General features: G+C 70.4%; 12 protein-coding genes. 2 read left to right on the top strand and 10 right to left on the bottom strand.

The genetic code is table 11. The features are described from left to right. The 6 genes from K4G22_RS09825 to K4G22_RS09850 are packed head-to-tail and all read right to left on the bottom strand — an operon-like array spanning position 1 to position 5652. Entirely contained in the window at positions 1-513 is a 513-nt protein-coding gene (locus K4G22_RS09825) for a gamma carbonic anhydrase family protein (RefSeq protein WP_228079502.1), read from the bottom strand. Further along, on the bottom strand, positions 510-1370 hold the full coding sequence (locus tag K4G22_RS09830; protein WP_228079503.1) for an amidohydrolase family protein: 861 nt from the start codon (positions 1368-1370) through the stop codon (positions 510-512). Before K4G22_RS09830 ends, K4G22_RS09825 begins: the two co-directional genes overlap by 4 nt. 1 nt (position 1371) lies before the next feature. Beyond that, entirely contained in the window at positions 1372-2172 is an 801-nt protein-coding gene (locus tag K4G22_RS09835) for an enoyl-CoA hydratase (protein ID WP_228079504.1), read from the bottom strand. Continuing rightward, a complete protein-coding gene (locus K4G22_RS09840) occupies positions 2169-3380 on the bottom strand; it encodes a CaiB/BaiF CoA transferase family protein (RefSeq protein WP_228079505.1) in 1212 nt (403 codons plus the stop codon). The genes K4G22_RS09835 and K4G22_RS09840 overlap by 4 nt, the downstream gene beginning before the upstream one ends. Before the next feature lie 44 nt (positions 3381-3424). After that, entirely contained in the window at positions 3425-4750 is a 1326-nt protein-coding gene (locus K4G22_RS09845) for an ABC transporter substrate-binding protein (RefSeq protein WP_228079506.1), read from the bottom strand. Positions 4751-4758: 8 nt separating this feature from the next. Further along, entirely contained in the window at positions 4759-5652 is an 894-nt protein-coding gene (locus K4G22_RS09850; RefSeq protein ID WP_228079507.1) for a carbohydrate ABC transporter permease, read from the bottom strand. A 161-nt stretch (positions 5653-5813) separates the two neighbouring features. On the opposite strand from K4G22_RS09850, the gene K4G22_RS09855 reads away from it, so the two are divergent. Beyond that, positions 5814-7052, top strand: a complete 1239-nt coding sequence (locus K4G22_RS09855) for an RNA-guided endonuclease InsQ/TnpB family protein (RefSeq protein WP_228084028.1) — start codon at positions 5814-5816, stop codon at positions 7050-7052. Here K4G22_RS09855 and K4G22_RS09860 read toward each other — a convergent pair. Genes K4G22_RS09860 through K4G22_RS09870 form a run of 3 tightly spaced genes read right to left on the bottom strand, consistent with a single transcriptional unit; the run spans position 7034 to position 9663 of the window. Then, entirely contained in the window at positions 7034-8026 is a 993-nt protein-coding gene (locus K4G22_RS09860; protein WP_228079508.1) for a carbohydrate ABC transporter permease, read from the bottom strand. The genes K4G22_RS09855 and K4G22_RS09860 overlap by 19 nt on opposite strands. 44 nt (positions 8027-8070) lie before the next feature. Continuing rightward, on the bottom strand, positions 8071-8937 hold the full coding sequence (locus K4G22_RS09865) for an NAD(P)-dependent oxidoreductase (RefSeq protein ID WP_228079509.1): 867 nt from the start codon (positions 8935-8937) through the stop codon (positions 8071-8073). A 42-nt stretch (positions 8938-8979) separates the two neighbouring features. Continuing rightward, a complete protein-coding gene (locus tag K4G22_RS09870) occupies positions 8980-9663 on the bottom strand; it encodes an RraA family protein (protein WP_228079510.1) in 684 nt (227 codons plus the stop codon). 327 nt (positions 9664-9990) lie between these two features. On the opposite strand from K4G22_RS09870, the gene K4G22_RS09875 reads away from it, so the two are divergent. After that, on the top strand, positions 9991-10653 hold the full coding sequence (locus K4G22_RS09875; RefSeq protein WP_228079511.1) for a GntR family transcriptional regulator: 663 nt from the start codon (positions 9991-9993) through the stop codon (positions 10651-10653). A gap of 77 nt (positions 10654-10730) precedes the next feature. On the opposite strand, the gene K4G22_RS09880 is transcribed toward K4G22_RS09875, so the two are convergent. After that, positions 10731-11987 carry a L,D-transpeptidase gene (locus K4G22_RS09880; protein ID WP_228079512.1) on the bottom strand — a complete coding sequence of 419 codons (1257 nt, stop codon included), beginning with the start codon at positions 11985-11987 and terminating at the stop codon, positions 10731-10733. Positions 11988-11998 lie beyond the last annotated feature (11 nt).

Below are 11998 nucleotides of genomic sequence, written 5' to 3' on the forward strand. Positions count from 1 at the left end.
TCAGTCCTGTCCCGCGTAGCGGCGGGCCAGTTCGCGGTAGTGCGCGGCGTTCAGCCGGATGCCGTCGGCCTCCTCGGCGGTCAGTTCGCGGCGCACCTTGCCCGGCACGCCGGCGACCAGGGAACCGGGCGGTACCACGGTGCCCTCCAGCAGCACGGTGCCGGCCGCGATCAGCGAACCGGCGCCCACCCGGCTGCCGTTGAGCAGTACGGCGCCCATGCCGATCAGCGAGTCGTCGCCGACGTGGCAGCCGTGCAGCACGGCCCGGTGGCCGACGGAGACGCCGGCGCCGACCCGGGTGGGGAAGCCGGGGTCGGCGTGCAGCACGCAGCCGTCCTGGATGTTGCTGCCGGCACCGATGCTGATGGTCTCCGCGTCGGCGCGGACCACGGCGGTGAACCAGACACCGGCCTCCTCGCCGACGGAGGCGTCGCCGATCACGGTGGCGTCGGGCGCCACCCAGGCGCTGTCGGCGATCTGCGGGACATGGCCGTCGAACTCGATCACTCTCATGCGCCCACTCCATACCATCGGGCGGCGGTTTGGCCACGGACCTGCGCCAACGACTCCTCGTCGAGGCCGGAGCGCACCAGCAGATCGCTGAGGTCGCTCAGCGTTCCGACATAGTCGCGGCGGAGCAGGGAGACCGGCCAGTTGCTGGCGAGCATCAGCCGTTCGGGGCCGAAGTACCGGACCGCCTCGGTGACATGGGGCAGCAGCGCGTCGGCGTCCCAGCGTTCCCAGGCGGTCAGCACATCGATGCCGACGGAGACCTTGAGCGCCACCGCCGGGTGGGCCGCGAGCGCGGCCAGCCGGTCGGCCCAGGCGCGGAGGTCGCCGCGTTCCACCGGCGGGCGCGCCAGATGGTCGACGACGATCCGCAGCCCCGGCACCGCGCCCGCCAACGCCGTGACGGCGCGCACCTGTTGGTCGGTGACGGGCACCACGTCCCAGGCGAGGCCGCGTTCCGCCAGCTCGTGGCAGAGGTCGACGGTGGCCGGTTCGGTGAGCCAGTCCAGCGGGTCGCGGGCGACCAGGGTCCGCACCCCGCACAGCGCGTCGGCCGTGAGCCGACCCAACTCGGCGCGGGCGGCCTCGGGTCGGGCGAGCGGCAGCCAGCCGACCAGCCCGGCGACGAACGAGGCGCGCCGGGCGTAGTCGACGATCCGGTCGTTCTCCTCGGCGCTGTCGACGGACTGCACCAGGATGGTGGCGTCCACGCCGGCGGCGGTGAGCTCGGGGCGCAGCTGCTCGGGCTCGAAGTCCCTGGCGATGCCGTGGTGTTGGTGGGTACGCCACGGCTGGTCCTGCCGGGAGACCTGCCAGAAGTGGTGGTGGGCGTCGATGACGCGGGCGGTGCCGGCGGGCATCTCAGCGGCCCTCCCATCGGGGGGTGCGGTGGTCGAGGAACGCGGCGACGCCCGCGCGGAAGTCTGCGCTGCCGTAGGCGCGGCGCAGCAGGTCGTCGGTGTCGACCCGGGCGGCGGCCGAACTGAGCCGACGTTCCGTCTCCTTGAGTGCGGCGAGGGTCAACGGCGCCTGGTTGACGAGGCGTTCGAGGAGCGCGTCAATCCTTTCCGGCAGTTCGTCGGGCTCGGCGATCCGGTGGACGAAGCCGGCGGTGTGCGCCGTCGCCGCGTCCAGGGGCTCGGCGGTGAGCAGCAGCGCCATGGTGCGGGCGGTGCCGAGCCGGTCGGCGAGCCGGGCGACGACGGGCGCCGGCAGGCAGTTGCCGAGGGTGCGGGCGATGGGCGCGCCGAAGGTGGCGTCCGGGGTGGCCAGCAGCAGATCGCAGGCGGCGGCCAGGGCGAGGCCGCCGCCGAAGGCCGGGCCCTCGACCACGCCGACCAGCGGCGCGCGCAGCGCCAGCAGCCGGGCCAGCACCCGGCCGACGCGGCGCTCGTAGGCGAGCCCCGCCTCGCCGGCGGCCTCGGGGTCGGTCGGGAAGTCGGCGAAGTGCCGGATGTCGGTGCCGGCGGCGAACGCCAGGCCGCCGGCACCGCGCAACACCACGGCGCGCACCCCTGGCTCGTCGGCGACCTCGCAACCGGCGGCGAGCTGCTCGTACATGGGGAACGTCAGGGCGTTGCGGCGGCGTTGGTTGTCCAGCAGCAGCTCCACCACGGGGCCACGGCGGGTGACCCGGACGCCGCCGTCGAGTTCCGGGCTCATGCGTCGTCCCCCCGCTCGCCGGCCTCCTGGGCCGCGCGGATCTCGGCGAGCACCTGCTCGGTGTGTTCGCCGATCAACGGCGGGTGGGCGCGGATGCTGGCCGGGCTGTCGCTGAGGTGCAGCGGCGAGGCGAGCACCCGCACCCGGCCGGCCACCGGATGGTCGATCTCGCGCACCAACTCCCGTGCGGCGACCTGGGGGTCCTGGTCGAGGACCTCGGCGTAGTCCTGGATCGGTCCGGCGGGGACGCCGGCGTCCAGCAGGGTGGTGACCCAGTTGGCGGTGGTGTCGCCGACCAGCCGTTCCTCAAGCAGCGCGGCGAGTTCGTCGCGGTTGCGCATCCTGTCCATGTTGCTCGCGAACCTGGGGTCGTCGGTGAGGGGCGTCAACTCCAGCGCGGCGCAGAGGCGTTGCCAGAGTCGTTGGTTGTTGGCGCCGACCGTGAGGTAGCCGTCGGCGGTGCGCAGCGCCTGGTAGGGCGCCGACATCCGGTTGGCGGAGCCGAGCGGCCTCGGCGGGCTGCCGGTGGCCCAGTACTCGGTGGACTCCCAGATGGACATGGCGAGCACCGCCTCGAAGAGCGAGGTCTCCACCCGCTGGCCGCGTCCCGTGCGCAGTCGGTGCACATAGGCGGCGAGTATGCCGCTGATCAGCAGCATTCCGGCGCCGAGATCGCCGACCGGCAGCCCGTTCTTGACGGGCCGGCCGCCCGGCTCGCCGGTGATGCTCATGGCGCCGGCCATGCCCTGCGCGATCAGGTCGTACCCCGGCCGGTCGGCATACGGTCCGCTGCCGCCGAATCCGGAGATATTGGCGTAGATCAGCCCGGGGTTGAGCGCGGCGAGGGTGTCGTAGTCGGCGCCGAGGCGTTCGGCGACGCCTGGCCGCCAGTTGTGCACCACCACATCGGCGGTGCGGGCCAGCGCGTGCAGGTCGGCGAGGCCCTGCTCGGTCTTGAGGTCGAGCAGCACGCTGCGCTTGTTGCGGTTGAGGGCGAAGAACGCGGTGCTGTCCCGGCCCTCGCCGCTGTCGCCCCAGGAGTGCCGGGTCTGGTCGCCGCCGCCCGGGTTCTCGACCTTGATCACATCGGCGCCGAGGTCGGCGAGAAGCATGGTGCAGAACGGTCCGGCCATCACCTGGGTGAGGTCCACCACCCGCATCCCGGCGAGGGCGGCGTGCGGCGAGTGGTCCTTCGCGTCGTCGGACATGGTGTCTCTCCTGGCTCGGTGCGCGTGGGGGTCGGGTGCCGGGGTCAGCGGGCGAGTCCGTCGTTGGCCTCGGCGAAGAAGGTGTCCACGGCCTCGGGCACGGTCTGGTGGCCGAAGGCGACGTCCTGGTAGGCCCGGGTGAACGCGGACTCGAAGACGGCCAGATAGCCCGGCGGATAGACCACGTTGGGCGGGTCGTCGGCCACGATCCGCTGGTAGAGGGCGAGTTCGCCCTTCTTCAGCTCGGGCAGTTCGGGATCGTCCAACTGCCGTTGTAGCAGGGTGGTGTTGGTGACTGCGCCGTTGTCCGACGCATAGGTGTCGCCGCTGCGCGGGTCGTTGGCCCAGAAGTCGATGAACGCGGCGGCGGTGGGCAGGTTGTCGCAGTTGCGCGGGATGGAGAGGCCGGAGGCGATCAGCACGTTGCCGGCGCCGGCGGGCCCGCTGGGCAGCGGCAGGCTGGTCATCCGCTGGTCCTGGCCCTGCCCGTCGAGGGTGCCCTGGATGGGGGTGAGCGCGTTGCCGGGCCGGTTGTCGGAGAGGACGTCGCCGCTGGCCACATAGCTGGCCTCGGGCGACGGCGGCTCCTCGGCGTTGGCTGTGGGGCTGTTGGCGAGCCCATCGGCGCGGATCTCCTCCCACAACTCCCAGTACTCGATGAGGAGTTCCTTGGTGAAGCCGAGCTCGTTGCCGGCGAACATCTCCTCGCCGAGGCCCTGCACATAGGCGATGAAGAAGTTGGGCAGTCCGCCGCGGAGGGAGGTGGCCGGGATGTCGTCCGGCAGCCCCTCGGCGGCCCGGCGCAGGAAGTCGACGTAGTCGTCCCAGTCGTAGCCGGGCTCCGGCAGCGCCGCGCCGGCCTGCTGGGCGAGGGTCTCGTTCACCATCAGCGCGTCATAGGCGGCGCCGGTCGGCAACATGTAGAGCTTGCCGTCCTCTCCCCTGCCGGTGTCCAGCACGGCGTCGGGGATGTCCTGGACGTCGATGGCGCCCGACTCGATCATCGGGTCCAGCGGCAGCAGCGCGTTCCGGGCGGTGAAGTCGCCCAGGGTGCGGGCCTGGAGCTGGGTGACGCAGGGCATGTTGCGGCCCGCGCCCTGGACGTTGAGCCGCTTGAAGTAGTTGCCGAAGTCGGCGGTCTCCCGACTGACGCTGACCCCGGGGTGGTCCTCCTCGAAGATGTCGGCGACGGCGTTGGTCTTCTCGTTCCTGGATCCCGAGCCCCACCAGGAGAGCCGGATCTCGCCGGTGATCTCGCCCTGGCCGCCCAGTTGTTCGGGGGTGTGGTCGGGCATCCCCTGGCCGCAGGCGGCGAGGGCGGTGACACAGAGCAGGGCGAGCGCGGCCGGGCCGCTTCGGTGATGTCTCATCAGGTTCCTCACTTCAGCCCGCTGGTGGCGATGCCCTCGACGAGCAGCTTCTGGGCGGCGATGAAGAACGCGAGCACCGGCACCAGCGAGAGCGTGGACATCGCGAACAGCGATCCGTAGGCCGACTGGCCGGTCGCGTCCAGGAACGTGGCCAGCCCCTGGGAGACCGTCCAGGCCTTGGGCTCGGTCAGATAGAGCATCGGGCCGAGGAAGTCGTTCCAGGTGTTGATGAAGGTGAACAGCGCGGTGGTGCCGAGCGCGGGCACGGACAGCGGCAGGACCACGCGCCAGAAGATGCCCCAGTGGCCACAGCCGTCGAGCCGGGCCGCGTCGTCCAGGCTGGGCGGCAGGGCGCGGATGAACTGCACCATCAGGAAGATGAAGAACGCGTCGGTGGCCATGAACTTGGGCACCACCAGCGGCAGGATGGTGCCGACCCAGTCCAGCTGGTTGAAGAGGATGTACTGCGGCACCAGCGTCACGTGGTACGGCAGCAGCAGGGTGCCGATCACCAATGCGAACAATGTCTTCTTGAAACGGAAATCAAGCCGCGCGAAGGCATAGGCGGTCAACGCGCAGGCGAACAGGTTCCCGACGATGCTCAGCACGGTGATGGTCAGCGAGTTGAAGAAGAACCGGGAGAAGTTCAACTGCCCGCCGCCGGCCCAGCCGTCGGTGTAGTTGTCCCAGGTGAAGTCGCCGGTCCACAGACCCAACGTGTTGAACACCTGGTTGTCGGGCCGGAGCGAGGCGCCGAACATCCACAGCAGCGGGTAGAGCATCAGCGTCAACGCGATGATCATGACGCTGTGCTTGGCCAGTCCACGCAGCAACGGGCTGCGGGTGGGACGGTTGCCGAACAACAGCCGCCGCGGGCGGTTCGGCGCGCTGGTGATGCTCATTGCGTTCCTCCGTGCATATCTCCGGCTTCAGCCGGGGGAGGAAGGAGAGCCCCTGCGGGGCAGGGCCGGGAAAGCCGAGATGGCGTCGGGACGATGCGATGTCTGCCGGCCACCCGTCGACGCCTCCGACCGGCATGGGACTTGGTAGGGTGCGAGGCACGATGCAGCAGGTCAGGCGGGCTTTCAGATACCGCTTCTACCCCACGGACGAGCAGGCGGCCGAGCTGTCGCGGACGTACGGCTGCGTGCGTTTCGTGTACAACAGGGCGCTGGAGGAGCGCACTCACGCGTGGCACAGCGAGCGGCGCCGGACCTCCTACGCGGAGTCGTCCGCCGCGCTGACGGGGTGGAAGAAGACCGAGGAACTGGCCTTCCTGACGGAGGTGTCCTCCGTTCCACTCCAGCAGGCACTCCGCCACTTGCAGACGGCTTTCGGAAATTTCTTCGCCAAGCGTTCCAGGTATCCCCGGTACAAGAGTCGGAAGAAGTCCCGTGCGTCGGCCGAGTACACCCGCAGCGCCTTCAGGTGGCGTGACGGGGAGCTGACGTTGGCCAAGATGGCGGAGCCGCTGGACATCCGCTGGTCGTGTCCTCTCCCGAAGGGGTCTGAGCCGACCACGGTGACCGTGTCCCGCGACGCGGCTGGTCGCTGGTACGCGTCCCTGCTGTGCGAGGACACGATCGCCCCGGCTCCGGGCACGAAGAGCGCGGTCGGCATCGACGCGGGCATCACCTCGCTGGTGACGCTCTCGACCGGTGAGAAAATCGCCAACCCGCAGCACGAGCGGCGTGACCGTGTACATCTGGCCAGGGCCCAGCGGGAACTGTCGCGGAAGGCCAAGGGATCCGCGAACCGGGAAAAGGCCCGCCGCGGAGTCGCCCGTGTGCACGCCCGGATCGCCGACCGGCGACGCGACTTCCTCCACAAGCTTTCGACTCGTCTCGTCCGTGAGAACCAAACGGTCGTGATCGAGGACCTCACCGTCCGCAACCTGTTGAAGAACCGGAAGCTCGCGCGCGCCATCTCCGACGCGTCCTGGACGACCCTGCGCTCCATGCTGGAGTACAAGTGCGCCTGGTACGGGCGCGAACTCGTCGTGGTCGACCGTCGGTTCCCCAGCAGCAGGCTCTGCGGAACCTGCGGCACGGTCCGCGAGAAACTGCCGTTGAACGTCCGCGAGTGGACGTGCGGCTGTGGAGCCAGGCACGACCGCGATGTGAACGCGGCACGCAACATCAAGGCGGCCGGGCTGGCCGCGTCTGCCTGTGGAGACGGTGTAAGACCTCAACGGGAGTCCTCCTGGACGGGGCGGTCGGCGATGAAGCAGGAAGCCCGGCGGGTAACCGCTGGAATCCCCCTCCGTAGGGATCGGGGAGGAAGTCAACGCTCGTCTCCGTAGTGGACCCAGTAACGCGCGCTGAGGAAGAGGGCGGCGGTGAAGAGCGCCAGGCCGAGGACCAGCACCCAGGCCATGGCCGCCGCATAGCCCATGTTCAGCTGGGCGAAGCCCTGGTCGTAGAGGTAGAGGGTGTAGAAGAGCGTCGAGTCCGAGGGACCGCCGCTGCCGTTGCTCACCACATAGGCGCTGGTGAACGCCTGGAACGCGTTGACCACGCTGAGCAGCAGGTTGAAGAAGATCAGCGGCGAGAGCATGGGCAGGGTGACGCCGCGGAAACGGCGCAGCGCGCCCGCGCCGTCCACCGAGGCCGCGTCGTACAGCTCCTGCGGGATCTGCCGCAGCCCGGCCAGGAAGATCACCATGGCCGAGCCGAACGTCCAGACCTGGAGGATCACGATGGTGTACAGCGCCGAGTCGGGGTCGCCGACCCAGCTGGTGTGCTCGATCCCGACCAGCGCCAACGCCTTGTTGACGATGCCTTCCTCGCCGAAGATCTGCCGCCACAGCGCGGCCACCGCCACGCTGCCCCCGATCAGCGAGGGCAGGTAGAACAGCGCCCGGTAGCCGGTGAGAAAGCGCAGCCCCCGGTTGAGCAGCATGGCCAGGCCGAGCGAGACCGCCAGCAGCAGCGGCACCGACCAGGCCACATAGGTGAGGGTGACGCGCACCGAGTCCAGATAGCGCGGATCGGTGGTGAACATCCGCTCGAAGTTGGCGAAGCCGACCCATTCGGGCGCGCTCGACAGGTCGTAGCGGGTGAACGCCAGATAGAGCGAGAACAGCATCGGGCCGATGGTGAACACCAGCATCCCGATCAGCCACGGCGTGAGAAAGGCGTAGGCCGCCCGGTTCTCCGAGCTGGCCCGGCGGGAGCGCGGGCGCCGCTCGACGGGGGGCTCCCCCGTTGGTCCCGGCTCCGGGTGGGAAAGGACCTGGGGTCTTCCCCCGGCCGGCCCCGGATCGTTGTCCTTCATCGCGAAACCTCCACTTCGGCGTGGGGTCGTGGGCAGCGCCCGCCTCAGCGCGGCGGGCGCTCCCTGGCCGCGCGCGCGTGGTGCTCCACGCGGTCGGCCATGATCTGGGCGAGGAGACCGGCCAGTGGGACGTCGACGCCGGCGGCGCGAGCCGCGGCCGTCACCTCCCACAGGTCCTTGCTCCAGGGACGTTCGCGCACCGGTGTGGACCCGGCGTCGTAGGCGTCGGCGACCCGGTCGAAGAAGCCCCAGTTGCGGGCCACCCAGGAGTCACCTGTGCCGCCGGCGACCACGGCCAACACCGCGTCCGCCGCGACGTCGTGCGCGGCGGCCAGGTCCAGCGCCTCATGGGCGCCGGCCAGCGCGGCGAACATCATCAGTTGGTTGGCGAGCTTGACGGCCGCGCCCGCCCCGGCGGGGCCGACATGACGGATGTCGTTCCCCACCGAGTCGAGCAGCGGACGGGCCTTCTCCAGCACGTCGGCGGGGCCGCCGACCATCACGGACAGCTCGCCCAGCGCGGCGCGTTCGGCGCCCCCGCTGACCGGCGCGTCCAGCAGGCCGACGCCGGCGCGTTCCGCCTCGGCCGCCAGCTGGCGAGCGGTCGCCGGCAGCACGGTGCTGTGCACCAGCACCACGGCGCCGGGCGAAAGCCGCGCCAGCAGTCCGCGTTCGCCGCTCAGCAGCCCCGTCACGGCGGCGTCGTCGGGGACCGCCAGGCAGAGCGCCTGACAGTCCGCCAACTCCGCCGGCTCGGCGACTCGTCGGGCGCCGGCCGGGATGCGCCGTGCCGCCGCCACATCGTGCACCGCCAGCCGCCAGCCGTCCGCGGCGAGGGCCCCGGCCATGGGCAGCCCCAGATTGCCGAGGCCGACAAAGCCGACGCGGGTGTGCTCACGGTGCGGTGACATGGCGTGCGAACTCCTGACGGGGGAACGGGTGACGGGCGGCGGTCAGACGGTGTCGTCCAGCGGGCGGCCGAGCTTCTCGTAGAGCCGCCGACGTCCGATCTTGTCGTTCTCCAGCTCCTGCCTGGCGTACTTGGCGACCGTCTCGGCGTGTTCCACCGGGACCGCCACCACGCCGTCGCCGTCGCCGACGACCACATCGCCCGGCCGGATCAGCACGCCGCCGATGTCCACCGGCACCTGGAGCGCGTCGAACTCGACGCGGCCCTGCACCATCGACTGCGCGCGGTAGCGGCAGAAGATCGGCACCCGCTGCATCACGCACTCGTCGGTGTCCCGCACCCCGCCGGTGGTGACGATGCCGGTGGCGCCGGCGGCGTGCCACTCAAGGGAGTTGTTGGAGCCGATCTCGCCCACCGGCAGCCCGGCGGACTGGATGACGACGATGTCGCCGTCCTCGATGGTCGGGGTGATCTTGTTGGGGTAGATGTTCCGGTACCAGTTGTTCGCCCAGCCCGTGTACTCCTCGGGGGTCAGCGGGGGCACGGCCTTCTCGGTGGGCTTGAACCGCATGGTGCGGGCGATGCCGGTGAACCGGGCGCCCTCGTACAGCGGGGTGATCTCCGGCGAGACGGTGCCCTTGGCGTGCAGCCCCGCCCAGTCGAGACCGTCCCGCACATCGGCCACGCGCAGACCGTCGAACAGGCGCAGCAGCTCAGCTTTCTCCATCGATCTCAGTCCTCAGTCGACTCGATTCCCGGTTGTCTGGCCTATTGTCTACAATAGTCATTGGCTGACGACAAGACCCTGGACGATGTCATCGCCACGACCCTGTGGTGTGCTGTCGCCCGACGCGCGCTTGTCGCCGCCGCGTCGGGCCCATGGTGCCGAACCGTCATGCGGACCGTCGCGAGGACTCCTGCGAGAACCGTTGCGAGAACCCGTCGTGAGAACCGCCCTGAGAACCGTCGTGAGATCCGCCAAGAAAGGCTGCTGATGGCTTCCAGCGCCCGCACCCCGGCGTCACCCCCGGAAGGACCAACGGGGGAAGGTCAGTTGGACCCGCCGAGCCTGGTGCAACTCGCCGCCGGCGCGATCCGCAAGATGATCCTCTCCGGTGAACTCGGCCCGGGCGACCGGCTGATCGAGCTCACGCTCACCGAGCGCCTGGGCATCAGCCGCCCCCCGCTGCGCGAGGCGATGCGGCTGCTCCAACAGGAGGGCCTGATCCTGGTCCAGCCTCGGCGCGGCGCCACCGTGGCCGCCCTGACCGACCAGGACGTCTATGAGATCCTCACGCTGCGCTCGGCGTTGGAGCGCACCGCGATCGAGCTGGGCGTGCCGGTGCGGCTGCCGGAGCGGCTCGCCGTCTGCCGGGAGGCGCTCGGCCGGATGGAGCACAGCGCGGCCACCGAGGACCGGGCGGCGCTGGTGGAGAGCGGCTACGCGTTCCACGCGGCCCTGGTGGGGCTGGCCGGGCACCGCAGGATCGAGGACATCTACTCCTCACTGCACCGGCAGTTGCTGCTCTGCATGGCCCGCAACCTCTACGCCAGGGAGCGCTACTACGAGGATCTGGACGTCCATGTGGCACGCCACCGCTACCTGTTGGAGCTGGTGGAGGCGGGCGATCCGGCGGCGGTGCTCGCCGAGTTGGCGGTGCACGGCGAGCGCTCGTTCTCCCAACTGGCCGACCGGGCGCCCAGGAACGGCTCCTGACGGGGCGTCAGCGACGCCTCCCGCGCATGGGTATGGCCCGGGACCAGGAGTCCCGGGCCATGCTCAGGCGTCCCCGCTCAGACCGCGCTGCCGGCGACCCACTCGTCCCAGCCCATGTTCCAGCCGTTGAGGCCGTTGTCCGGCGCGATCACCTCGTCCGGCGAGTTGACCACCACGACCAGGTCCCCGAGCAGCGACTCCTCGAAGAACCACGCGCCGTCCTGGTCCGGATCGTCCGCGCCCTGCTTGTCGTTCAGCCCCACACAGCCGTGGCTGGTGTTGGAGCTGCCGAAGATGCTGTCGGCTCCCCAGTAGTTGCCGTGGATGAAGGTGCCGGAGGTGGAGAGCCGCATGGCGTGCGGGACGTCCGGGATGTCGTACTCGCCCTCGCCGTCGTCGTCGGTGAACCCGACGGTGGCGCCGTCCATCCTGGTCTCCCGGTACTTCTCGGAGATCACCATCTGGCCGTTGTAGGTGGGCGTCTCGTCGCTGCCGGCCGAGATCGGCACGGTGCGCAGCGTCTCGCCGTCGCGGATGACCTCCATCTGCTTGGCCTCGACGTCCACCGTGCTGATCTGGGACCGGCCCACGGTGAAGGAGAAGTCGCGGTCCTGGACGCCGGTGATACCGGGCGAGCCCTCGACGCCGTCGAAGTCCAGGGAGACGTTGACCTCGGTGCCGGCGTCCCAGTAGGACTCGGGCCGGAAGTCGAGACGGCTGTTGTCGAACCAGTGGCCGACGATCTCCTGGCCGCTGCTCGCGGTGATCTCCACGGCCTGCTGCACGGCGGCGCGGTTGGTGATCTCCTGGTCGAAGTTGAGCGAGACCGGCATGCCCACCCCGACCTCGGAGCCGTCCTCCGGGGTGAAGTAGCCGATGAAGCTGTTCTCCGGCGCGACCGTGGTGAACGCCGCGGCCTGGTGCGCCGCGCGCCCCTCGGCGTCGACGGCCACCACCGTCAGCTCGTATCTGGTCGCCCGGTCGAGCTGCTCGTCCGGCTGCCACGACAGCTGGTCGTCGGATATGGAGCCGGGGACCTCGACGCCCGCGTCCGGCGCCGTGAGCACCACCTCGTCCAGTGTGCCGCTCTCGACCGCGACCCGCACGTCGTCGTTGATGCCGACGCCCGTGGCGGCGTCGTCCGGGGTGATCGATATCACCGCGGACGAGGTGTTCGCGTCCTCGGCCGCCTGGTCGGCGTCGCTCTGCTCCGTCTCCTCGGTGTCCGGGGTGTCGTCCCCGTCGTCTCCGCCGCTGCACCCGGCCAGCGTCAGCACTCCGCACAGCAGCGCGGTTGCGGTGGTCAGGCCCTTGCGCCGCATGACGTCCCTCATCCGAATCATTT

Source organism: Streptomyces profundus, assembly GCF_020740535.1.
GTDB lineage: Bacteria > Actinomycetota > Actinomycetes > Streptomycetales > Streptomycetaceae > Streptomyces > Streptomyces profundus.

Coding starts and splice junctions, on each gene's coding strand:
- K4G22_RS09850 (WP_228079507.1), bottom strand. CDS start 5,652: ATGAGCATCACCAGCGCGCCGAACCGCCCGCGGCGGCTGTTGTTCGGC.
- K4G22_RS09855 (WP_228084028.1), top strand. CDS start 5,814: ATGCAGCAGGTCAGGCGGGCTTTCAGATACCGCTTCTACCCCACGGAC.
- K4G22_RS09870 (WP_228079510.1), bottom strand. CDS start 9,663: ATGGAGAAAGCTGAGCTGCTGCGCCTGTTCGACGGTCTGCGCGTGGCC.
- K4G22_RS09840 (WP_228079505.1), bottom strand. CDS start 3,380: ATGTCCGACGACGCGAAGGACCACTCGCCGCACGCCGCCCTCGCCGGG.
- K4G22_RS09835 (WP_228079504.1), bottom strand. CDS start 2,172: ATGAGCCCGGAACTCGACGGCGGCGTCCGGGTCACCCGCCGTGGCCCC.
- K4G22_RS09845 (WP_228079506.1), bottom strand. CDS start 4,750: ATGAGACATCACCGAAGCGGCCCGGCCGCGCTCGCCCTGCTCTGTGTC.
- K4G22_RS09825 (WP_228079502.1), bottom strand. CDS start 513: ATGAGAGTGATCGAGTTCGACGGCCATGTCCCGCAGATCGCCGACAGC.
- K4G22_RS09830 (WP_228079503.1), bottom strand. CDS start 1,370: ATGCCCGCCGGCACCGCCCGCGTCATCGACGCCCACCACCACTTCTGG.
- K4G22_RS09865 (WP_228079509.1), bottom strand. CDS start 8,937: ATGTCACCGCACCGTGAGCACACCCGCGTCGGCTTTGTCGGCCTCGGC.
- K4G22_RS09880 (WP_228079512.1), bottom strand. CDS start 11,987: ATGAGGGACGTCATGCGGCGCAAGGGCCTGACCACCGCAACCGCGCTG.
- K4G22_RS09860 (WP_228079508.1), bottom strand. CDS start 8,026: ATGAAGGACAACGATCCGGGGCCGGCCGGGGGAAGACCCCAGGTCCTT.